This is a genomic window from Roseovarius sp. Pro17 (assembly GCF_035599575.1).
Lineage (GTDB): Bacteria > Pseudomonadota > Alphaproteobacteria > Rhodobacterales > Rhodobacteraceae > Roseovarius.
In genome coordinates this window covers 2,666,626-2,689,085 of the sequence record NZ_CP141179.1, presented here as the reverse complement: position 1 = coordinate 2,689,085, position 22,460 = coordinate 2,666,626, and the positions used below count along the sequence as shown (strand labels likewise).

The following is a 22,460-nucleotide window of genomic DNA, read 5'->3' as shown; positions in this document are numbered from 1 at the left end:
ATGAATATCGGAGATGTCGCCGCCCGATCGGGCCTGCCCGCCAAAACGATCCGCTACTACGAGGATATCGGCCTCGTGAAACCCCTGCGCAGCGCCAATGGCTATCGGACGTTTCGCGAGAGCGACGTTCACAAGCTGGCGTTTCTGGGTCGCGCCCGCGCGCTTGGTTTCAGTATTGAGGATTGTCGAGGCCTGATTAAGCTGTATGAGGATACCGAGCGTGAGAGCGCTGAAGTCAAGAAGATCGCCGAAGATCATCTGACCCGGATTGACGCCAAGATTGCGGAGTTGACCGAAATGCGTGCGACCCTCGCGACTTTGGTGCATGCATGCGCGGGTGACCACCGCCCAGATTGCCCCATCCTGGCCGACCTGGCGTCGAAGCAGCAAAACCTTAAGGTGAAACAGACTGGTTAGGGCGTCTACTGAACGTGATCGTAGCGGTTTCGATCAGCTGCTCGGCTTGGACAATCGTTCTTGTCCCAACACGGCGCAATCACTGATCCAGTTCGCGTGACAAAAAATGCCGGAAACTGTGGAACCCTCCCGCGCTAGAAGCTGGTTTCACATTCACTTTCTGGGCATCAGCCCCAACGACCTAATACAACGTCGAAAGGATTTGTCATGTCATACTGGAGATTTGCAGCCATGATTGCGACCTCGACGGTCGTGATGTTCATTTTGATGTATCTGAACACCTTTCTTTGGGACCATATATTCTGGTCCGAAACCCGCGCCTATATGGCAGTGCTGATGGGTGCCACGATGGCGATCATCATGCTGGGCTTCATGCTGTCGATGTATTCAAACAAGGCCATCAACGCGGCGATCGTCCTGGGCGCTGCCGTGGCCTTCGCTGGCTCGCTCTGGTTGGTGCGGAGCCAGATCACTGTGGGCGACACCAGCTATATGCGTGCCATGATCCCGCACCATTCCATTGCTATCATGACGTCGGGCCGTGCCAATATCCAAGATGCGCGCGTGCGCAAACTGGCCGATGGGATCATCTTTGCGCAAGACAAAGAGATCGCCGAGATGCGCTATCTCATCAATGAAATCGAAGCGTCGGGTAAAATCACAGAGAACAGCATGAGTGGCCCCGCGAAGATCGTCTCGTTGCAAGACGCGCTTGCGACCGCGGAGGTGTCCATCGTCGATCCCGAATTTGTGACCCAAGAGGACATCAAACAACTCTTTCCAGATGGTGCCGCCTGTACCTTCAGCTATACCACGCAAAGCCCTCCATCTGTCGTCATCGGTCAGGTGGATGGCACTGCGGCGGCATTGGTCAAGCTCAGCGGCGATCTGGTCCGGCTGGAGGCTGATGAATCGGGGCGCACGCTGACGGCGGATGGCATTGCGATGCGTATCAGTGCGCCCGACAGGGCCGACAGCTTGGGTTCCGTCGACAGCGCGCCGGCCAAGGCCAACCTTGTCCTCGAACTCGATGCAGGGTTGCGCGCTGGATATCGCGGTTTCTACCGTTGCCGAACCTGATGTGCCGATAACAGATGCGGAGGATGAGACATGCCCCAAGATACAGCTAAAACAGCCCAGCTTTACAGAATGGTCATGCCTGACCACCTATGCCCCTACGGCCTCAAGTCAAAAGACTTGCTTGATCGTGAGGGGTATGAGGTGGAGGATCACCATCTAACCACAAGAGAAGAGACGGACGTCTTCATGAAACGGCACGGGGTCGAGACGACACCGCAAACGTGGATCAATAACGAGCGTATCGGAGGATATGACGACCTGCGGGTCCATTTTGGCATCGATAAGCCAGAAAGCGAGCGTTCGGATGCATCTTACAAGCCTGTGATAGCGATCTTTTCTGTAGCATTTCTAATGTCGCTCGGATTGTCCTGGTTCGCTTTTGAGAGCGTCGTCACCCTTCGTGCCTTTGAATGGTTTATCGCGATCTCGATGTGCTTCCTCGCGGTGCAAAAGTTGCAGGACATCGAAAGTTTTTCGACGATGTTCTTGAACTATGACCTGCTGGCCCGTCGCTGGGTGCGTTATGGCTACATCTATCCCTTCGGGGAGGCATTGGCCGGGATACTGATGGTCGCTGGGGCGCTTACTTGGCTGTCTGCACCCGTCGCCTTGTTCATCGGAACAATTGGCGCTGCATCAGTGGCCAAAGCGGTTTACATCGACAAGCGGGACCTGAAATGCGCTTGTGTCGGGGGCAGTAGCAATGTCCCACTTGGCTTTGTATCTCTCACTGAGAACCTCATGATGATTGCAATGGGCCTTTGGATGCCGGTGAAGGTGTATCTGCTCGACTGGTAGAGGCACTGCGCATCATAAATGATCTATTTGTCCGTCGTCAAATAAAATGGGACATCAGAGCGGCTTGAGCATTGGAGGCTCTGGCTCGTTCGTGTGATTGATTATGCGGCTTGTTTCTGGTGTTGCAAGCGGCGCTGTCGGATTGTCTGTTTCTTGATCTTCTCCCTTTCCCTGAGAATGGCTTTATCGCGGCCGAAGTAGACGTCGGCGGGTGTGACGTTGTTCAGACTCTCGTGGTATCGTTGGTTATTGTAATATTCGACGAAGGCCCCGATCTGCTGCTCGAGATCGCCGGGCAGGTAGTAATTCTCCAGCAGAACCCGGTTCTTCATAGTTTGGTGCCAGCGTTCGATCTTGCCTTGTGTCTGTGGGTGGAATGGCGCCCCGCGGACGTGCGTCATTTTGTGATCCTCCAGCCAATCGGCCAGATCGCCAGAGATATAGCATGAGCCGTTGTCGCTGAGCAGCCGCGGCTTGTGGCGCACGACCGCCTGGTCGCAACCCGATTCCGCCAGAGCCAACTCGATAGTGTCGGTCACATCGGCAGCACGCATGGTGCTGCAGAGCTTCCACGCAATGATGTAGCGGCTGTAATCGTCCAGGATCGTGCTGAGGTAATACCAGCCCCACCCGATGATCTTGAAGTAGGTGAAATCGGTCTGCCACATCTGGTTGATTGCCGTGGTTTTGTCTTTAAACTCGTCGGCCGCCTTGATCACCACATGCGCGGGCGCCGTGATCAGGTCAGCTTCCTTCAGAATACGATATGCTGATGATTCAGATATAAAATACCGCTTCTCGTCGGTGTATTTCACCGCCAGCTCCCGTGTCGTCAGGGCCTCAAATTCCAGCGCGAACTCGATCAAATCATCGCGCCGATCCTGTGGAATACGGTTCCAGACAGAACCTGGACGGGGTGCGTGGTCCGCCAGGGCATCAAGGCCGCCGTCGACATAACGATCATACCAACGGTAGAAGGTCGCGCGCGGGATGCCCAGCATGTCGAGGGTCTGCCTGGCCGGTAGATGTGAGCCTTCAACCGTTCGGATGATTTCCAGCTTCTCGGACGCGGGATACCTCATTTCTCTGCCTCCCCAGCCCCTGTCATGCTTTTTTTGAGCAGACGGTTCTCAAGGGTCAGGTCTGCCACGCATTCCTTCAGGGCAAGTGACTCCGAGCGCAGATCTTTGACTTCTGGCGACGTTGCCTGCCGGGCCGTGTCGCCGGACAATCGCCGCTTGCCAGCCTCAAGGAATTCCTTCGACCAGCTGTAATATAGGCTTTCGGCGATGCCTTCACGGCGACAGAGCACCGAAATGCTCTCTTCGCCTCGCAGACCCGCCAAGACGATGCGGATCTTCTCCTCAGCCGAATAGGTCTGACGGGTCTTGCGGCGGATGTTCTTGACCAGCTTGTCAGCTGCGTCCTTAGACGTTCCGGATTTCTTGTTCATCTTCACTCCATGAAGGTTACGATGAACCAGAAATCCTCCGTTGTTCAATTCCTCAAATCTGTCCCACAGGCGCTGACGTCAGACAGACAGCTGGCTAGTACGCCAAGACGACCTACGGCCGTTGTATTGGCGCCTACAAGGGTTGTGATTGGGGCAGCATGATCGTCTGATCCCCCGCAACATCGTTAAAATTAAGAAGACGCGGTGACATTATGATTGCGAAAGACGGTCGACATGCACGTCTCACACCTTAAACGCATCCTCGGCCTCGGCAGGCTCCAATTGCGCGTCTCGAAACTGTTCAATCAGACCGAACCACCTCTACACCGACATTTTTGGTTTCCCCGAAGTCTTGGTTCAGCGGGTCTAGCATTTCAGAATAGAAAGTCGTTCGCGCTGAGATCAGCCAATTGAACATCTTCAATTATAAACTGATTGCCGCCGCGTGTGTCTATGACGACGTCAGAACCAACATCAGTTGCATGGTTCTTGATCAAGTCTCTAAAGCCGGTAATTTTAGCAATATCGGACAAATCGATAACCTCCCCAATTTCCATTACATCAAAATCCATAATGTGATCGCTTCCGTGACCGTCTTTAAAAACGAACCTGTCGGCGCCGCTCCCTCCCCAAAGGGTGTCATTTCCGCCATCACCTTGAATGAGATCGTCTCCTTCATCGCCCTTTAGGAGGTCATCATCGGCTCGGCCATAGACTTCGTCGTCGCCCTCGCCGCCTAGTATGGTATCGTTCCCATTGGCGCCCGAAAGCGCATCATCCCCAGCTTCGCCATAAAGCAGGTCGTCTCCGTCTTCTCCCCTTAGGATATCGGCTCCATCCCCGCCGTGAAGCGTGTCGTTGTCACTTCCTCCGCGTAGCTCGTCGTCACCTGATCCTCCCAGCAGGCTGTCTGCACCACTGTCTCCGTAGATCAAGTCGTCTTGGCTTCCGCCGAAGATGTGATCGTCGCCGGATCCACCTTTAAGCGTGTCACTTCCGGACCCACCGTCCAATGTGTCATTTCCGTCTCCCCCAATTAAGGAGTCATTGCCACTTCCACCCCAAAGCCGGTCGTTTCCAGACTCACCGTGCAACGTATCGTGATCGATCCCGCCTGCAATCAGATCGTTGCCATTACCGCCATAGATCAAGTCGTCGCCGGTCGCACCATCGACGATATCATTCCCATTATCCGCAAAAATAGTTTCATGGGCACCACTTGCTTCTCCGTCGACATTTCCATTGACATGACCACGAATATATTCTGAAATCCTCCACCCGTTAAAGCCATCATCACTATGCTTGACGACCCGGATACGTAGATCCAAATCAACATAGAAATCATAAGGTACGAAGTTCACTTCGTTGTGGTAGGCAACCTCTGTGAGGTCGGATGGGCTCGGAACATTTATAAAATGGTGTTCTGTTCCACCATTTCGCGCGCCATCCAATGCATAGAATACGTTATCGCCGATCTGCAAAAATTGCTGCGGCCCTAACCCCAATGCATCGGCACTATTCGAAGAGCCGCTAGAGATGTGTTCGACAATGCGAACAACAACACTGCTTCCATCTAGCAGCGCTATTGTTAAGGGCAGATTGTTCAAATCAATAGCTTGACCTTCAATTTGGATAACATCCCGGCTGGGCTCAAAATCGTTTAGCCGACCAACCACAGGCGAAGTCACTAAGTGGGCGTTCGTAAAGTTAAACGTATCCGAGCCTTCACCACCATACGCATGATGGCCTTGTCGACCGCTGTTGTTGGTCAGATCCAAAATGAATGTGTCGTCCCCAATTTCACCGAATAAATGGGCTTGCCCACTTTCCGCTACCGACGCTTCAATTGTATCATCGCCGTCACCACCACTGAGACCCTCAGTTCCTGTCGCTGCGAGATATTGATATCCACCCGCCATGCGCACGCCTGTTGTTGCCATCTCATTCCTCCTCTTTCGCATTGAATATGCAGATTAGTGGTGAAAGGGAGGAAGTTGCAACACCTTTAACGAGAATATAGCGTAATATAAACAATCATAGATTGTTGAATTTCTCTGTTCAAACGCCGGGCGATATGCGATGTCACGAACTGGGCTTAGTCGGTGAGGATGCAACCGTCGTTGATCAGCTACAAGCGCCACCGCCCACCGGCCCAGGAAGCCATCGTTCCGATGGACCAAAGGCCAATCAAGCACTAACTTGGACCGCCCAAGCGGGGCTGCTCACGCTGAACAGGAGGATGCATCTTGAAAACAATAATAGTCGCCTTAACCTTGGCGCTCTTGCCTATACCTGCACTCGCAATCGAAAAGTGTGGTACTGGACAACGGTATACTTGCGTAGTGGATGGAGACACCATCTGGCTTGAAGGTGAAAAGGTTAGGATGATGGGCTACGATACTCCGGAACCACAAACCAATATTTGTGGAGGATCTAAGGAGGTACGCCTTGCAAATCAAGCTTCTGCGAGATTAGTTCAATTACTAAGTCAAGATGGAATAACCATAGAGCGCCATGGCAAGGATCGTTACAATAGAACGTTAGCAATTGTACGGGTTGTAGGCGTAGACGTTGGTGATATTCTGGTGCGGGAAGGACTTGCTCGCTATTGGCCAGATGGGTCGGAATTCTGGTGTCATTAGTATCCCATGTCGAGAACTTGAGGTGCCACCTTTAGTCGACCTCAACGCTAAATAGGTTACGTTGCGAAATTAGACGACAGCCATTTTCTGACCTTCGTGCGATAGTCAAGCGCCGTGTCGCGTCTTCTGCCAGACCGGCCAGTTGTCCATTGCTCGGCATTTTCATCTATCGGATATGGTGTAGCGCGTAGCCGCCGTTCTGCGATTTCGTTTCAGATGCTAACCTGCCCCCCGAAACTTCCCTCACCTTGACGTAGAGTTTGCCCAACCTTTCGACGGAGCAAACTGATGCGAAAGAGACGATTTAGCGAAGCGCAGATTGTCGGGATGATCAAAGAGCAAGAAGCCGGGATGCCGTCTGCGGAGGTATTTGCAAGCACGGCCTCAGCCAAGGGGCGTTCTACAAGTTCAAATCCAAATACGGGGGCATGGAGGTGTCGGAAGACGCGAAGCTACGCGTTGTGACAGACGAGAATGCCAAGCTGAAGCGCCTGCTGGCCGATGCGATGCTGGAAACGTTGTTCTGAAGGATCTGCTGGGAAAGAACTGACAACGCCGATTGAGCGGCGAGAGACAGCGCTACGTGCGATGCGTGACCACGATATCTCGCAGCGCCGGGCCTGCCGACTTGTCGGTGTTGATCCCGAAACCGTCCGGCGTGATCGTCCGCCGGATAATCCCGAGATACGTGCGGAGATGTGCCATGACGCAGGGATCGGTAGCTCCCCTGTCAGCTTTTCCAAGAGACGTGGATCGCGTCGACTGGCGGGGATGGTGCGGCGCGGCACCAAGTGACAGTCCCGACGTCAGCTCTGGGCCGTTCATGCCGACCTGACGGGCCAGGGCGCTTAGGATGCGTGCCCCACTGCCGCAACGCGGCTCTGAGCCCATTGCAGAAGTGCCAATACCTTGCTGCGTGCGCTCGCAGCGCGGAACTCTGCTGCGCCGCCGCGAGATGTCTGTTGCATCGCAGGGTCAAATGCGGTCACTCAGGTAGCGTGCAGCAAATCAAGAAGCAATCAACTCACACAGTTCGGGACGAAGCGGACTTGTGCAGACGCGACGATTGCTCACGCAGAAAGGCCTCGCACGCGCAGTGTCTCTCGTTTAGTAATGCAGCATATCTCAACGAAGCGGTCGTTCAAACCGGCCCATCCTAGCTGATTTTAATCTGGCCTTTCGCTGCGATTTGACCCAAAAATCGAGACGAGGGACGTTCTGTTTTCTGCACCTGCTAAAGTCAGTCTGATTCACACGTCAAAAACTTTAAGTGATAACCGCAGTGGACGTCGAGGAAACCTGCCGGATGCAGATGCGAGCCCTCAACCGGTTGGGCGTCAGTACAGCGACCATGACGGCGGGCGATGGGACGTCGCCTCTGGCGGACAAACCGATTATCGTATTTTGCACAGGTTGACCTTTTTTAGATTGAGCGGGAGGCTCTGCGCCCGGAAGATTGTATCTGCACGATCAACAACTTGGCCCCATAGCTTCTCGTCGAGATCGCCGTTCTCTAGCTCCATGACGGTCCCAACAGAAGTTCTGAGTTCAAGTGAGGCGACGACCGGACACCAGCCCATCAAGATGCATCCTGCGCGAAATTGGTAACGTTTAATAATATACCTCATTGTCAGGCTCAGGTTCGCCATACTCCGATGTGGTTAACATCGGGTTAATGTGCAATCTACTCTGTCAGGCCATGTCCACGCCGGACATACATGCGCGAGTGATCGGCTGCCTGCCTGCGCTCTCACCGCTGTCGTCATGTTCCGGCTATGAATCCTGACCCAAATTTAGTGGGTTGATTACGATCACAATGGCGTCGAATGCTCAAGAGCATTCAAAATTTTTGCGATAGGTTCATAATCACTAGATATACCGCCACTTGACGGTCCATCAGCGTTTTTAATTATCTGATAATCGTCAGGCGTGTTTTTAAGAGTTTTGATCACCAAGTAATCACTTTCATAGAATTTTCTGATTTTGGCTTTAGTATTACTGCGTACTTCAACGTCGAACTTTCTGCTTTCATTCCAATCCAATGGGGACAGAATCTCATGAGTATCAGTAATTTTATCGATCCATCTATATACTTTCTGCAGGCCTCGCTCGAAAAGAAAGATCTTCATATTAGGTCCAATAAAGTCGGTTTGCGGTCTTATGTGATTGTCGCAGACGTGCGGGACTTCGATGCATCTATCAAAGACAAGGCCAACCCACTCATCAAAGGTCCCTTGAAACTCTTCATTCCAGTCCAACTCTACCTTCATTCCTTCGAAGGCGGTCAGATGCCCGAGAACGGTATTTTGGTTGCTGTGCCTTGTAGCTCGATAGCGATATTCACTTAATAACCTTGCAAGGGGATCACGCATTATTGCAAAGGACACATCAGCAAAACCTTCGGGTACAAGCGTCCTACTGACATCAAACTCCAGATGCTGTGGAGTTGACCGAGCCCATGCTAGTTTTTCTCTTGAGTAAAGGGCCACTTTCCCTTTTTTTCTCATATAATCGGTTATGCTGGCCCCCCCCGTCTTCGGGATATGAACTAAGTGAAGCAAGCGATTGTTTATCCTGGCGAGTGGCACAGAATTGGCCTTCTTTGAAAATTAACGTGAGGGTGAAGCTCAGCTAGGCCGCGGATTAGACATGATGGCTGAGGCTTGGGTGAGCGCAACCTACGGACTGCGCTTGACATATATCCTTCCGACCACGTTGGCAACCATGGGTTGTGACAAGCACATAGCCATATCAATGTCGCTTGATCAGATGTTAGCTTCTTGGACTTTGGTATATGTGGTTTCGGAGGTTGAAGAACGTATGAGGCGAAAAGAGCTTGCAGGCACCAATGGTGCGGACCGTGTCAAAGATCATCTCCAGCGTGTGACCTCTCCTTCTATTTGGCCCAAGATGATCAGGATGTTTTCCGCGATTTAGTGCTATGCTTCCAATCCAGCTGTGCCTGAGATTCAGCAAAGATCAGTTGTCGACGCAATTCAGTCAACAGAATGATGGAGCCTGCCAGCATCGTTTCTCCATGTTGTTCTTGCAGTGCAGATTGCGTAGAATGCCGCCGCTGCTGGTTTTAAACTTTGCCGCGTCAAGCGCCCAGGCGACTGCGAAACTATTTCAAGGGCGGTTCTTGTCGAACTGATAGAGGTCTATATTGCGCGCGGCGACTTGAGGTGCCCCTAGTTTTCTAGACACCTGACTCGTTCACTTTCTTCTGTTCTGTTTCATAGTCAACCGGCGATAGCATGCCGTTATTCGTGTGCTTGCGGTTTGGGTTGTAGAACATCTCGATGTAATCGAATACATCCTGCCTTGCTGCGTCGCGCGTGAGGTACGTCTGCCGCCTGATGCGCTCCCGTTTCATTAGCTGAAAGAAGCTCTCGGCGACGGCATTGTCATGGCAATTTCCACGGCGGCTCATTCCACGGCGGCTCATACTGGCGATCAAGTTGTGTTTGCCGAGGAACGATTGCCACTCCGCGCCGGTAAATTGGGAACCTTGATCGGAGTGGATCATAACCTTTTGCTTTGGCTTGCGCCGCCAAACGTCAGCCAACAACGCCTGCAAAGCTAAGTCAGTCGTCATACGAGATAGCATTGACCACCCTACAACCCGCCTTGAGAACAGATCAATCACCACGGCCAGATATGACCATCCTTCGTGCGTCCGTATGTAGGTTATATCGGTCATCGAACGTACCGAAAACTCTGCTCGGTTAGCCTCGATGAATGCGTACTTCACTGAGACTCGCGCGCGAAGTACGCAGTCGCCTTTTTTAGGATTGTGCGCTCCTCGGTGACCCGGGCCAGCTCACGCTTCAACCGCCTGATCTCAGCAGCCTGTTCCGCCACCTCAGATCTGACACGTGGAGACTTCGAAAACTGTGTCTTCCACGTGTACAGCGACTTCGTGCTGATCCCCAACCGCTCGGCCACTTTGCTGACTGCGTATCCACGCTCAACAACCTGCGCCACAGCGTCCTGCTTAAACTCATCGGTAAACCGCATTCCCTTACTCATATCCGTCTCTCCTTGGTTCCAAAATTACCAAACAAAGCGTCTACAAATCTAGGGGCACCTCAAAGTCATCGCTAAGGTGCAAGTTGCGTAACAATACTATCTTGCCCTTAAATTGATGAGAAGCACCCGAATCAGTAAAAAAGCTAACCAGTGGATGAACCGGCAACTTGTTCACCGTTTTTGTCCAGCGATCTGTTTTCCGCAAGGGCGATCGCGCGGTCCATTAGTATTCTGGCGCGATTGGCCTTTGTGCAATGCAGCTGTACCGGTCCCCCGAGCGACACGTCTATCACAGTGTTTTCGTCTAAGCCGTGGGCCGAAAGGCTGCGCAGAAGCCGTCGCGCGATGTCGATCTCTATATTGATTGGAGACAGCGGTGCTGTACAATTCGTGGCGATCAAAAGGGTCGCGTTGTTGAGGTATGTCATAATAGTTTGATCGACATCGAAACAATCGGCCGCTACTGCCGCAAAATCTTGGAGCAGTGAGGCGAACTGCTGAGGCGAAGATCGCATTTGAAGCGCTTCGATCCCATCGATACTGACTGCTAATACTTGGATGTCAGCCACTTCTTTATGGGACAGTTTGGTCAGATAATTCGAAAAGGCAGCATGATCGACGAGGCTTGAGATACATTCGAGGGGTAGCCCGTCAGGCAGTTCGAATCTACGGTTACGCGTAGGACTCCAGTGGTGTCGTGTGCTTTCCACCCTAGCTTCGCCCGTCTCTCCTTGTGTATGGACCGCTTCCTGCGCCAACCTCAGCCGCACGCCCAGCTCGTCGACATCAAATGGTTTGGTGGTATAGTCTGTAACACCTGCTCGGTAGGCGTCGCCCATGTTTGTCGCGTCCCTCTTCGCGGTTAACATGATGATCGGCGTCTGGCGGTAGTGTGGTATCTGCCGAATACGTCGGCAGAGTTCGACACCATTCATACCGGGCATGCTGATATCGAGCAGGAGGCAATCGAAGATCATGCTGGAGTTTGCCAATAGCTTCAGTGCCTGCTCGCCAGACGCAGCGGTTATTACTTGGGAAAACCCTGCCTTGGCAGAGATCATCGGTATGAGTTCCAGGATGAGCGGGTCGTCATCGACAGCAAGGATTGTCATTGATGTTTCGATTGCCGAGTCCTGATTGCTGACCGAGGGTTTCGCCAAACAGGGATTGCGCGTATCGCTCCAACCATCCTTGACGGTTGGAACTTCGTTGTGACGCACAAAAACGCCTGCTACGCTGCGGACAGCAGGCAGCAGGATCACGACCGCCGATCCCACCAGTGCGTAGAGGCCAAACGCAAGCCAAAAAGATGCCCCAAGGAGAATAGCGACAAGGAATGCGAGTAGACCGGCTAAGGCTCCGATTAGGACGTATCCGACTATCATATGCGCACCTCCTATGCGTCGCTTATCTGGATATACAACCCACGGATGAACAGCGGGTTTCCGAATACCTCATTAGCTTCGACATGAAGGTAAATGTTTTCCGGCATTCGGCAAGTTTTTACTATTGTGGCAACAAAGACTCAGAAGAGAAGCACACGCTTGACGGGTATTCTGGTGTTAGATAGAGGTTGTGTCTACATGAAGGGGCTTTTGCATTGAAGATTCTTGCTGTAGATGACGATCCTATCATACTGGAGCTTCTGACAGAGATTGCGGGGGTTGTAGGGTTCACCAATTTAACCTTATGCGCATCTGCATATGAAGCATTGGATGTGGTCGCAGAGGCAGACATCCCGTTCGATTGTCTTTTGCTGGATATCCAGATGCCAAACATGGATGGCATTCAACTCACGTCGATTGTGCGTAAGATGCCGCAGTACGCGACAACGCCGATTCTGATGATCACGGCGATGTCAGATCGGTCCTATATCGACAGTGCCTTTTCGGCTGGGGCGAGCGACTACATCACGAAGCCTTTCGAGATTGATGAGGTCCACGCGCGACTCCGCCTGATCGAAGAACTTTTGAAGGGCCGTCGTCAGAAAGAGGATCGCAATCCGGTTGAAATGGCGCGCGAAGCAAGTTCGGTTGTTACGCTGGCTGACCTTGATAAGCGTCTGGCGCTGTCGGACATTGACGGCTGCATTGAGTATCTGGCGCTGGAAAACTATCTTCTTCAGGTTTCGAAAATTTCACTGCTCGGAATGAGCGCCGTTGGCATCGTCTTTCCCGATGTTCATCGAATCTTCCAATCCAGAAGCCTTTACGAGTACGAGTCAGCGATCACCGATGTTGCTGAGGCAATTTCCGATTGCCTGAAACCGCGGGGTTTTTTCCTTTCACACGCGGGCGGAGGTCATTTCGCTTGTGTCCTAAGTGAAGGCGAAGCGTTTGACGCGGCAGTCTTCGAAATCACCGTTGCCAACAAGGTTCGCGAGATGGATCTGCATTTCTGTGACGGTCGCCCTTTGATCGTGATACCGGTCGTCGGCGATGCTTGCTCTTTGCAGTTCAAATCGGGCAGGGGGGTCGTCATCGCTCTAACGCGCGCTCTGGCAGATGCCGAGGCGGTTAGCAGGGCGCCGTCCGTCAGGAAAGTGGCCACCTCTTGGCAGTTGAAAAGTCTATTGGGTTATTGACCAGAGCGGAGACACATTGAATGACCCCATCTAACGCTGGCGGCATGTCCAACGGGCTCGCCAGAGTCCGCGTACGCTTTGTCGCTGAGTTGCGGGTAAGACGCGCCAGATTGATAGAACTGCGCTCGCAACTGCTTAATTTGCCGCTATGCGCCGAGGCACTGAAGGAAATCGGGCAGATAAGCCACAAGATCGCAGGCACGGCGGCAATACTTGGGTTTCCGGGCCTCGGGGCTAGTGCTTCCGCAATAGATGACGCCATCGATCAAATCAAGGTTTGGCCAACGGCGCCTGATCCAGCACTGTTGGACCGGATCGACCGTATGATATCGGATATGGAGCTGGCGCCCGAGAAAGGAGACTGCACCTAGCGCCTCCGGCGTGTCGGTGTCCGGCCCCGTCGGTCGTCTGTCTTTCGATCAGCCACTGCAGGAGATTGAGCACATGGGTCTAGGCTGCAACATCTTCGGCCACGACCATTTCCGCAGGGATCAGCCCAGCATATTCATCGGGATGCGAGGCCCAAACCAACATGTCAACCCACCACACTCACTGAGACAGGAATCTCCCATTTTCAGAAGAGTTCAACTACTGTAGGAAAAATAAAATTCCGAGTGCTGAGAACAGGTCGAAGCTGACAAACCGGCCTGTTGGTCCAGCACCCCTACGAATTGATAATTTTGAAAGGTGAAAAGCATGAATATCTCTAAGCTGTTGAGCGTTGTTATTCTCTCTTTGTACGCGTCACAAGCCATCTCTGAAACGGTGCTCACTGTTACCGGTAAGGATGCCTCCGGCGCACAGGAGGTCATCTTGTATAGCCTTGATGACCTAAAAGCTCTGGATCAGATCGTTTATGACACTGTCAATGATTTCGTCAAAACGCCGACCCAGTTTTCCGGTCCGCTCTTGCGAGACGTGCTCGCTCCTTTGTCACTCTCCGAGAACGCCGAATTGAAACTGACAGCGCTCAACAATTTTCAAACCGAGATACCGATCACCGACGTGATGAACTATGACGTGATTGTCGCTTTGGAAAAAAGAGGTGCTCCCATGTCAATCCGGGAAAACGGACCGCTCTGGGTCATCTACCCAGTTTCTGACCATCCAGAACTGCGCGCACAGATCTATAACAACCGCATGATTTGGCAGCTCATCGATATCGAAGTCGAATGACTATTAATGCTTTGCGCTACAGGTGGATTATTTTAATAACGATCGTTGTCGGACTTGTAGTTGCTGGTTTTAGTCTTATCGACGTGCGCCAGCAAATGAAGCGAATGGACGGGAATACCTTGTCGGGCGGGCCCGACTGGTACGTGACAAATGTCGAATTTGACGTGTTGAGATTGGAAAATTCGCTGCTTCAATTTTCTCATGCGCAGCGCGATGCCAATGACGTACATCGGGCATTTGATATTCTTTGGAGCCGGCTCGTCCAAATGGAGGTCAGCGCCATACGCGACACATTGGTGGAATACGGTGTCGATATGAAAGTCTATGAAAGATTGATGGCAGCATTAGTTGCCAGTGACAGTCGTGTCGCTGCGCTTGGCACTGGCCCTGAAGGAAAAGGTAACGCGCTCGAGATTTTTGAGATTTTTAACCAATTTAATGATGATGTAAGAGATACTACACTTGAAGTAGTGAAAGTATCCGTATTGGAATCCAATGATTTTCGTTTAAGTGTGCTCGGCAGTGCTAAGACTATTTTATACATTAGTCTGACGATCACGAGCGTGGCTGGTCTGCTGTTTCTCGTTTTCGCCTTGGATAGTGTTCTGACGCGGCGCGCCCTCATCGAGAAGGAGGCCTTGCTGCAAGATGCCTATGCTGCTGACATTGCCAAATCCCAATTCATCTCGGTGATGAATCATGAGCTACGCACACCGCTGACGTCCATTAGTGCCTCGCTGTCGCTGCTGAAGAGTGGAACTCTTACGCAGACACCCGAAAAGGTCAGTCGTCTAATTGAAATAGCGGAACGCAATTGTAGGGTTCTTATGCAACTTGTGACTGATCTTCTGGATACAGAAAGATTCGCTTCCGGGAAGATGAAATTTGACTTTCAGGTGGTCGATTTTTCGGAATTACTGCACCGCAGTGTGCAAAACAACCAAGCCTACGCGGATTTATATGGTGTGGGAATAAATGCCGACAGCATAGAGCCCAACGTAGGAATCACCGCTGATCCCGCTAGAATTGATCAGGTAATGACAAATCTTTTGTCGAATGCGATCAAATTTTCAAAAGAAGCAGGTAAGGTCCAAGTTAGCCTTACAATCGAGGCCGGGCATGCCGTCGTCGCGGTGAAAGATGATGGGCGAGGTATTCCGCAAGAGGATCAATTGCGCATTTTTGAAAGATTTCAGCAAGTGGATTCGACTGATAGGCGAGAACGCGGAGGTACGGGACTCGGCTTGAGTATAGTGAAGGCAATTGTCGAGGCGCATCATGCCGAAATATCCTTAGAAAGTAGGCTGGGTGAAGGGAGTACCTTCTACATTAGCTTTCCTCAGGCTAGCGGTGTGCTACCTTCGGAAATTCGGACGCTGGCGTAAGCTGCGATGTGTTGTTTGTTGTTCTACACAATGAAAGTGATCAAAATAATTGAAACGGAAGCGCCATCACCCTCAGTTCGGGGGCGAGGTCGCGTTGGAGATGCTGAACGGCGGGAAGACGGTCAACGAACTGGCAAGTTTATTCGCTCCGTCTCAGTTGCACAAATTGGCTAGTAGCTGAGGCGCCCCTTTCTCCAGAAAGACTTACCCAGCGCCACTATGACTGACATCCCGAGCGGGATTTATCCGCTCAAGACGGCGATGAGACGCGATCTGACGGCCGAAGCCTCGCGCCATGAGGCGCTGGACCTCAGTGCCCATACTATCCTTTTCCCACGCGCCTTCGGGGGTGGTAGCCGCTCCGATTCCGCCGGAGTGCAGTGCCCAAGCATTTGACGTGCGGAGCGCTTCGGTTCTCGCGACCGCGCCAGCGGTGGCGGGCCTCCATAGCTGAGCGTTCTTGCGCGGGCAGAGGGCCGCAGCCGCACCCCGGTCGACGTTGGCATTGTGGTGCGCGAGGGTATCGTTTGCTCCGCAACGGCTGCTTAGGTCCCACCTTCCGCACCGCGCTCATATCTGCGAGTCTCTCTGCAATATAGATTTGCCGAGGAGATTGCGGTGGGAGTACATCGGGAGCTGCGTTTGGAGTCCATTGCGGGCCATGAGATTTTGGATGGTTCTGACGGTAATCGGCGCTGGCCGGACGCGGTGAAGGTTCATTTGGTCTCCGAAACCCACCGGCACCAACAAGCATTATGCCGATAGACCAGAGAGCGACCATGCGTTAACATTCAAACTGGACCACCCGATGGGGGCGCTCCACCTTGGGGATCAGCCAACCGAACTATGTACCGGAAGTTAAAGAAAGTCCGAAATGATCAAGGTACTTCATGTTGAGGATGACGCAGACATCCGAGAAATTTCCCAGATGGCACTTGCGCTCTCGGGAGAATTTCTGGTCATGCAATCCAAGTCTGGCGAAGAGGCCCTGAAGCAAGCCGAGACATTCAGGCCTGATGTAATTTTACTGGACGTAATGATGCCTGGTATGACAGGTCCGCAGACACTTGAGCGCATGCGGCAATTGCCGTCGGTTGCAAATGTGCCGGCAATTTTCATGACTGCACGCACACAGCAGATCGATATCGATGGACTGCTCAGAGCGGGTGCGGTTGATGTTATCAGCAAACCTTTTGACCCCATGTCCTTAGGGCACACAATTCGAGAAATCCTAGATGGGTTGAGGCAGCAGGAGGTTGATGAAGTTAGCGATTCTGCGGTGTGAGGGACTGTTGCCATCACAGATCGATCTGAGGCAATTGAATACTTCATAAGCAACTATAAAAGCAGTGAATATTTCCAATATCTATGTTGATCCGAGGGGAATCTAACCCCTGACCTCCTGCACGCCATGGGCGAATTTGGTTTGCTCGCCAGTTCTCCCCAATTTGAACTCGCGGCAGTAGATTGCATGAAAATGAAGGTGTAAGGTGCAGTTGCTCGCGGGACATACCGTTTATTGATCATAACTTTTCTCTGAGCACTTCGTAAGGCGTCTTTCAATTTTGCGCGCCGATAGGGTGTCAAAATTCGTTGCCGATTGATATCCTAGGAGAATTCGCGGGCGTAGAGAGGGAACGCAATCTGTCTGCAATCCGTTGAAATGCCCCCTCTGAAGTGGTCCACCAATTGGGGTATGATTATCCCGTTTTCAGGAGGACCACAGAATGGCTGGAAAGCGAGAGAAGCCCGAAGGATCTTGTCAGAGAAAATGGCTTTGAGGCGGGCAGGGTGGTTTCGTAACCTTTCTGAATGACAAAACGCTCCCCTTTTAGGTATTTTAAAACTAGCCCCGAGATCATTCGCGTGGCTGTGATGCTGTCTGTTCGGTTCCCGCTGTCCCTTCGCAATGTGGAAGATCTGCTGCACGAACGCGGCATCGATGTCAGCCATGAAGCTGTGAGATACTGGTGGCATCGGTTCGGTCCGATGTTTGCCGCGGAGATCCAAAAACGGCGGATTGCCGCAATGAAATCCAGCCGATGGCGCTGGCATCTGGACGAAATGTTCGTGAAGATCAACGGTGAGAGACACTATCTTTGGCGGGCGGTCGATTATGAAGGCGAAGTCCTAGCTTTCAGCGAAGGATCCGCCTCGCAATCAATTCACTTATCATGGTCTCGTCTGATTATCCTTTTGTGCTGGCTACGAACTTGTGGTAGCCGCAACGCTGGAGGGCAGAGCGGAGCGAAAGGCAGAAAATGACCGGTTGTTCACGCGAAGGCTGGTGGCGCACACGCATTATCATTGCAGTTTTCGCGCTATCTGCTCCCTTGTCGTCTATTTCCGCGTCGGCGCAGGACGTGAGCATGTCGGCACCGTCCGTGGTGCGCGCGAAAGCGAAAGCCGAATTTTCCAGCAGTCTGGCCGGAACGATTGTGTCCTTGCCATTCAAAGAGGGCAGCGCCTTTTCGAAAGGCGACATTCTGGCAACGCTGGATTGTGTTTTGCAGCGCGCTCAGGCCGAGGCGGCGGCGGCCGATTATCAAGCTGCCCGCGCTGATTTCGATGCGCGCGAGGCATTGCTTGCGCGTGGCGGGCTGGGCCGCGTTCAAGTCGATGTCGCAAAGGCCCAGGCAGCAGCCGCGCGCGCACGCCGGCGCTTGGCCAAAGCCGTCGTCGAGGGCTGCGAGATCAAGGCGCCTTTTGACGGACGCATCGTCGAGATTCCGGTCAACGAATTCGAGTATGTCGAACCCTCACAACCCTTGTTGAGCATTGTTTCGACGGAACGCCCCGAGGTGGAGATCAGCGCGCCGTCGGTCTGGTTGCGTCGAATCGAAGTCGGCTCGACTGGCAATGTGCGCTTTGACGAGGCGACAGGCAGTCATCAGATCCGGATCACGGGCATCGGCGCAACGGTCGATCCGGTCAGTTCAACAATCAGACTGACGGCGACTTTCGAAGGCAGCGCCCAAGGCATCCTCCCGGGAATGTCCGGACGGGCAAGTTTTGAATGAATGACCAGCCAAAGCAGTCGAGGCCTGATAGCGGGACCTTTACCAAGCTCCGCGACCCTGCAGACGGGGCGCCGCAAAGATCATCGACCGAGACCGCGGCCTTGCTGAAAGTGTTGCAGCTGGATGCTGATCTGCGGCGGGTCGAAACCGAGCGTGAGCTGATCTACTATCTGGCCAACGAGACACGTTCGGTCCTCGGTTTCCGTCAGGCGTTCGTGTTGCGCAAGCGCCGAAATTGGTCGCTGGAAGCGGTCTCATCGGTGACGAATTTCGATCGCAACGCACCGATCAACCGGCAGATCCAGCAACTGGTATCGAACCTCTCGAAAGGCCCGGATGACGGCAAGGTGCAGCGCCTTCGACTGGATGCGGATGACCGTCTGGATGCCCTGTGCCAGCACATGTTCCTCAATGCCGTCTGGATGCCGCTCAAGACGCGCGAGGGCACTGCTTTTGCCGGTCTGCTCATTCTCCATGAAAATGAATGGTCCGACGGTGCCGTCCCGCTGCTTGAGCGCGTTGCAGAAGCGGGGGCTCATGCTTGGTGGGCGCTCAAGGGCCGGGCGCTGACTCGTCGGCGCTGGTTGCCTGGCCGGATCGTCATGCCGATTGTCCTGCTTCTCTTGTTTGCAGCGGGCTTCTGGCAGGCACCCTTGACGGTTCTCGCCCCCGCGGAGGTCAGCGGCCGACACAGTGTCGCCATTTCGGTTCCGATGGAGGGTGTGATCGACAGCATCGAGGTCACGCCGAACCAGCCTGTCACGGCCGGAATGGTCCTGGCTCGACTGGAAGATACGGAATTGCGCAACGCGCTTGCAATTGCCGAGAGGAAAGTCACGGTGGCCGATGCCCGGCTGTCGCAGTTGCAGAACGCATCTTTTGCCGATCCCACCGCAGCACGTGAACTGAAAGTAGCGGCGGCGGAATTTGCCTTGGCCCAATCTGAACGGGAACTGGCGCAGGAACGGTTGGCTCGAACAGAAATCGTGACCAAGATAGATGGCATCGCCGTATTTGACGACCCGCAAGCCCTCACCGGTCGCCCCGTCAGCGTCGGTGAGAGGCTCATGGAGGTTGTCTCGCCCGACAGTTTGGAATTCACGATCCGGCTGCCGGTGATCGACAACATCAATCTCTACGAAGGCAGCAAGGTTCGGGTTTTCCTCGACAGTGATCCTCTCAGCCCCATCAAGGCGACCCTGTCGCGAACGAGTTATCGCGCCGTTACGCAGCCGGACGGCAGCTTTGCCTATACGCTCGCGGCGCGCATGCAGGATGATCCCGAGTTGCAGGAGGTCCGCATCGGAGCCTATGGAACCGCACAGCTCTATGGCCAGTATCACAGCATCCATTTCATCATTTTTCGCCGACCGCTCAGCTGGTTGCGCCAGACCTTCGGGGTGTAGCCCATGCAGGCCGCACAGCCGGACGATGTCGCGCTGCCGCCGCTTCGCGAGGATCTCAGCATCTCACCTGGCGCGCCGCTTCTGAATGGCGCACCCAGCTGGGTTATCTATGATCCGATCCGCCATCGCTTTTTTCAGGTCGGACAGCGCACGATAGAAATGATCTCCAGCTGGTCGTCGGGCACGGTGGCGCGCCTGCATTCGGAGCTGAAGGCGAAACGCGCCCTTCAGGTTGGCGAGCAGGAAGTGCGGGCGGTCCGTGAGTTCCTGAAGACGAGCGACCTTCTGGCCGAAAGAGGACCTGGCGTCGCAAAGAGCTTCGCGCGCCGCGCCGAGGCACAGCGAAGCTCACCGATCAAATGGGCGCTGCATCGCTATATTTTCTTTCGCATGCCACTTCTGCGTCCAAACGCGTTTCTGATAGCGACCTGGCCGCTGGTGCGCCCGCTTTTCAGTCGGGGCTTTGCGGCGTTGACAGCTATGGTGCTGGTCTTGGCCCTTTACCTGGCCAGCCGTCAGTTTTCCGATTTGCAGGCCCACTTTCAGGGGGCCTTTTCGCTGACCGGCGCGATGACATATGCGATTGCGTTGATATTCGTGAAGATCCTGCATGAACTGGGTCATGCCTATCAGGCCGTGGCGCGGGGGCTTCGCGTCCCAGTTATGGGCGTCGCCTTTATCGTCATGTTTCCGCTGCTTTATACTGACACAACCGACGCGTGGCGGCTGCGCAAGCGGCGCGACCGGGTGATGGTGGACTTGGGCGGAATCATGGTCGAACTGACGCTGGCGATCTATGCGACCCTTTTGTGGTGCTTCCTGCCGGATGGACCGGCACGCAATGCGGCCTTTGCCGTCGCCACCGTCAGTTGGGTCTTTTCACTGCTGGTGAACCTGAACCCCCTGATGCGGTTTGACGGGTATTACCTGCTGGCCGATTCGCTGGGGGTTCACAATCTGCAGCCACGCTCGTTTATGATGGGCAGATGGGCGTTGCGGGAATTACTTTTCGGCATCGGCGCGGCGCCGCCCGAAAAACTGTCACGGCCGATGCGCATATTCATGGTTGCTTACAGCTATGCGACCTGGATCTATCGGTTCTTCCTGTTCCTGTCGATCGCGCTGATTGTATACGCCCTGACATTCAAGGCGCTGGGAATTATCCTTTTCCTTGCGGAAATCATGTTCTTCATCGCAACGCCGGTGCTGCGCGAAATTAAGGTCTGGATTGATATGCGCGAGCGAATTCTTTGGTCCCTCCGTAGCTGGTGCACGTTTGTAGTCGTGACACTTCTCGGTGCGCTTGCTGTCATTCCGATGTCAGGACGCATACAGGTGCCTGCGGTATTGGATGAGGCCCGCCAGCAGGCGATCTATTCGTCGATCGATGGTCGCCTGAAGGAGGTCTTTGTGACCGATGGGCAGGCGGTGCGCTCTGGTGATCTGCTGTTCTCGTTCGAGGATCCCGAACTGCCAATGACGATTCTGCAAGCGCAACAGCGGATTGCCCTGAACGAAGCCCGTCTGCGGGCTGGTGCCGGTGATGCGGTAGAGCGTGCGTCACGGGTAATTATCGAACGGCAAATCGAACAGGAGCGCGAAGCCATGTCCGCGCTGAAGGACCGGCAGTCGGAGCTGCAGGTGCGCGCGCCACTGGACGGCATCCTGCGCGACCTCATTCCAGACCGGGAGCCGGGCACATGGTTCGGGCGAAAGCGATTTCTCGGCCGTATCGTCAATCCCGGTGGTTTTATTGTCCGCGGCTTCATCCGGGAGGGCGATCTGATGCGCATCGATCATGAGAGGGCCGGTAAGTTCATTGCGGATGAATTGCGCATACCGAAGTTCCCGCTACAAGATATCTCGGTGGCGGATTTCAGCGTTACCCGTTTGCCCGATGGCTATCTCTCGGCGCTCAATGGAGGTGAAATTCCGGTCCTTGACGGCGATCCGGATGTGAGTCGCCCGAAGGGTGTCTGGTATCCGCTCGATGCAAAGGTTTCCGGCGCGCTTTCGGCGGCTTCCGGGCTCGACACAATCCAGCCCGGCGTGGTGGTCCTGCGAACCAAGCCGGAGTCCTTTGCTCTCAGAACCTTTCGCCGCGTCGCTCGCGTGTTGATACGCGAGGCTGATTTATGACGTTGCAGCGCGCGGCGTGAGTGGCAGTGGCATTTGTGCGACATAGATAGCTTTCAGTGCGTTTGTCCCGCCGGGTAGGTGGACCAGAATCAGTCTTCCGCGTTAACAGTTCTATCAAAGGTCGCATGAGGGTGACCGCCTCCTTGAACACGCCCCCAACAGGGTCTGCTGAGCATATTTTCAGCGAATGACATGAGACAAGCGCGACCTATGACGCCGTGTTTCGTGCGATCATCTTTAGATTGTGTTTTACACTATGGCAATGTATCGGAATATTGCGCAATAAGTGGACGGCAAGATGTGCATGACCGCAATATTTAGCGAAAAG

Annotated in this window: 16 protein-coding genes and 3 pseudogenes; 14 read left to right on the top strand and 5 right to left on the bottom strand. The window is 53.7% G+C overall.

Annotated features, from left to right (window positions below):
- The 3 genes from cueR to U3654_RS13035 all read left to right on the top strand — a co-directional run bounded on the left by cueR (nt 1) and on the right by U3654_RS13035 (nt 2,295).
- The gene (gene cueR, locus U3654_RS13045) at nt 1-417 is read left to right on the top strand and encodes a Cu(I)-responsive transcriptional regulator (RefSeq protein ID WP_324751979.1); all 417 of its coding nucleotides are present in this window, start codon (nt 1-3) and stop codon (nt 415-417) included.
- Nucleotides 418-624: 207 nt separating this feature from the next.
- Nucleotides 625-1,497, top strand: a complete 873-nt coding sequence (locus U3654_RS13040) for a DUF305 domain-containing protein (RefSeq protein ID WP_324751978.1) — start codon at nt 625-627, stop codon at nt 1,495-1,497.
- A gap of 30 nt (nt 1,498-1,527) precedes the next feature.
- Nucleotides 1,528-2,295: a glutaredoxin family protein gene (locus U3654_RS13035; RefSeq protein ID WP_324751977.1), complete on the top strand. Its 768-nt coding sequence runs from the start codon at nt 1,528-1,530 to the stop codon at nt 2,293-2,295.
- A gap of 101 nt (nt 2,296-2,396) precedes the next feature.
- Here the strand turns inward: U3654_RS13035 and U3654_RS13030 are convergent.
- Both U3654_RS13030 and U3654_RS13025 read right to left on the bottom strand, forming a co-directional pair.
- A protein-coding gene (locus U3654_RS13030) for an IS3 family transposase (RefSeq protein ID WP_324751533.1) occupies nt 2,397-3,748 on the bottom strand; the annotation gives its coding sequence in 2 pieces (ribosomal slippage) (nt 2,397-3,412 and nt 3,412-3,748; 1,353 coding nt in all).
- A gap of 374 nt (nt 3,749-4,122) precedes the next feature.
- On the bottom strand, nt 4,123-5,688 hold the full coding sequence (locus tag U3654_RS13025; RefSeq protein WP_324751976.1) for a calcium-binding protein: 1,566 nt from the start codon (nt 5,686-5,688) through the stop codon (nt 4,123-4,125).
- 306 nt (nt 5,689-5,994) lie between these two features.
- On the opposite strand from U3654_RS13025, the gene U3654_RS13020 reads away from it, so the two are divergent.
- Both U3654_RS13020 and U3654_RS13015 read left to right on the top strand, forming a co-directional pair.
- On the top strand, nt 5,995-6,390 hold the full coding sequence (locus U3654_RS13020; protein ID WP_324751975.1) for a thermonuclease family protein: 396 nt from the start codon (nt 5,995-5,997) through the stop codon (nt 6,388-6,390).
- A 288-nt stretch (nt 6,391-6,678) separates the two neighbouring features.
- Nucleotides 6,679-7,173 (top strand): annotated as a pseudogene (locus tag U3654_RS13015) (transposase); the annotation flags it as partial.
- Nucleotides 7,174-8,201: 1,028 nt separating this feature from the next.
- Here U3654_RS13015 and U3654_RS13010 read toward each other — a convergent pair.
- The 3 genes and pseudogenes from U3654_RS13010 to U3654_RS13000 form a co-directional block, all read right to left on the bottom strand.
- Nucleotides 8,202-8,978 (bottom strand): sulfotransferase family 2 domain-containing protein, encoded by a 777-nt coding sequence (locus tag U3654_RS13010; RefSeq protein ID WP_324751974.1) that lies wholly within the window; start codon nt 8,976-8,978, stop codon nt 8,202-8,204.
- 611 nt (nt 8,979-9,589) lie between these two features.
- A pseudogene (locus U3654_RS13005) lies at nt 9,590-10,422 on the bottom strand (IS3 family transposase).
- A gap of 143 nt (nt 10,423-10,565) precedes the next feature.
- Entirely contained in the window at nt 10,566-11,807 is a 1,242-nt protein-coding gene (locus tag U3654_RS13000; protein WP_324751973.1) for a response regulator transcription factor, read from the bottom strand.
- A gap of 215 nt (nt 11,808-12,022) precedes the next feature.
- Here U3654_RS13000 and U3654_RS12995 point away from each other — a divergent pair, with 215 nt between their 5' ends.
- From U3654_RS12995 to U3654_RS12955, 9 genes and pseudogenes are all read left to right on the top strand, one after another.
- On the top strand, nt 12,023-13,006 hold the full coding sequence (locus U3654_RS12995; protein ID WP_324751972.1) for a response regulator: 984 nt from the start codon (nt 12,023-12,025) through the stop codon (nt 13,004-13,006).
- A 20-nt stretch (nt 13,007-13,026) separates the two neighbouring features.
- Nucleotides 13,027-13,377 (top strand): Hpt domain-containing protein, encoded by a 351-nt coding sequence (locus U3654_RS12990; RefSeq protein WP_324751971.1) that lies wholly within the window; start codon nt 13,027-13,029, stop codon nt 13,375-13,377.
- Between the two features lie 325 nt (nt 13,378-13,702).
- Entirely contained in the window at nt 13,703-14,182 is a 480-nt protein-coding gene (locus U3654_RS12985) for a molybdopterin-dependent oxidoreductase (protein ID WP_324751970.1), read from the top strand.
- Complete coding sequence (locus U3654_RS12980) at nt 14,179-15,567, top strand: sensor histidine kinase (protein WP_324751969.1); 1,389 nt, start codon at nt 14,179-14,181, stop codon at nt 15,565-15,567. Before U3654_RS12985 ends, U3654_RS12980 begins: the two co-directional genes overlap by 4 nt.
- Nucleotides 15,568-16,441: 874 nt before the next feature.
- On the top strand, nt 16,442-16,852 hold the full coding sequence (locus U3654_RS12975; RefSeq protein WP_324751968.1) for a response regulator: 411 nt from the start codon (nt 16,442-16,444) through the stop codon (nt 16,850-16,852).
- Between the two features lie 527 nt (nt 16,853-17,379).
- Nucleotides 17,380-17,700: pseudogene (locus tag U3654_RS12970) on the top strand (IS6 family transposase); the annotation flags it as partial.
- 128 nt (nt 17,701-17,828) lie between these two features.
- Nucleotides 17,829-18,587: an efflux RND transporter periplasmic adaptor subunit gene (locus U3654_RS12965; protein WP_416384514.1), complete on the top strand. Its 759-nt coding sequence runs from the start codon at nt 17,829-17,831 to the stop codon at nt 18,585-18,587.
- Nucleotides 18,588-18,697: 110 nt separating this feature from the next.
- Nucleotides 18,698-19,993: an efflux RND transporter periplasmic adaptor subunit gene (locus tag U3654_RS12960; RefSeq protein WP_324755285.1), complete on the top strand. Its 1,296-nt coding sequence runs from the start codon at nt 18,698-18,700 to the stop codon at nt 19,991-19,993.
- 3 nt (nt 19,994-19,996) lie between these two features.
- Nucleotides 19,997-22,132, top strand: coding sequence for a biotin/lipoyl-binding protein (locus U3654_RS12955; RefSeq protein ID WP_324751966.1), 2,136 nt, complete (start codon nt 19,997-19,999; stop codon nt 22,130-22,132).
- Nucleotides 22,133-22,460: the final 328 nt, after the last annotated feature.

Coding starts and splice junctions, on each gene's coding strand:
- cueR (WP_324751979.1), top strand. CDS start 1: ATGAATATCGGAGATGTCGCCGCCCGATCGGGCCTGCCCGCCAAAACG.
- U3654_RS13040 (WP_324751978.1), top strand. CDS start 625: ATGTCATACTGGAGATTTGCAGCCATGATTGCGACCTCGACGGTCGTG.
- U3654_RS13035 (WP_324751977.1), top strand. CDS start 1,528: ATGCCCCAAGATACAGCTAAAACAGCCCAGCTTTACAGAATGGTCATG.
- U3654_RS13025 (WP_324751976.1), bottom strand. CDS start 5,688: ATGGCAACAACAGGCGTGCGCATGGCGGGTGGATATCAATATCTCGCA.
- U3654_RS13000 (WP_324751973.1), bottom strand. CDS start 11,807: ATGATAGTCGGATACGTCCTAATCGGAGCCTTAGCCGGTCTACTCGCA.
- U3654_RS12990 (WP_324751971.1), top strand. CDS start 13,027: ATGACCCCATCTAACGCTGGCGGCATGTCCAACGGGCTCGCCAGAGTC.
- U3654_RS12985 (WP_324751970.1), top strand. CDS start 13,703: ATGAATATCTCTAAGCTGTTGAGCGTTGTTATTCTCTCTTTGTACGCG.
- U3654_RS12980 (WP_324751969.1), top strand. CDS start 14,179: ATGACTATTAATGCTTTGCGCTACAGGTGGATTATTTTAATAACGATC.
- U3654_RS12975 (WP_324751968.1), top strand. CDS start 16,442: ATGATCAAGGTACTTCATGTTGAGGATGACGCAGACATCCGAGAAATT.
- U3654_RS12965 (WP_416384514.1), top strand. CDS start 17,829: ATGACCGGTTGTTCACGCGAAGGCTGGTGGCGCACACGCATTATCATT.
- U3654_RS12955 (WP_324751966.1), top strand. CDS start 19,997: ATGCAGGCCGCACAGCCGGACGATGTCGCGCTGCCGCCGCTTCGCGAG.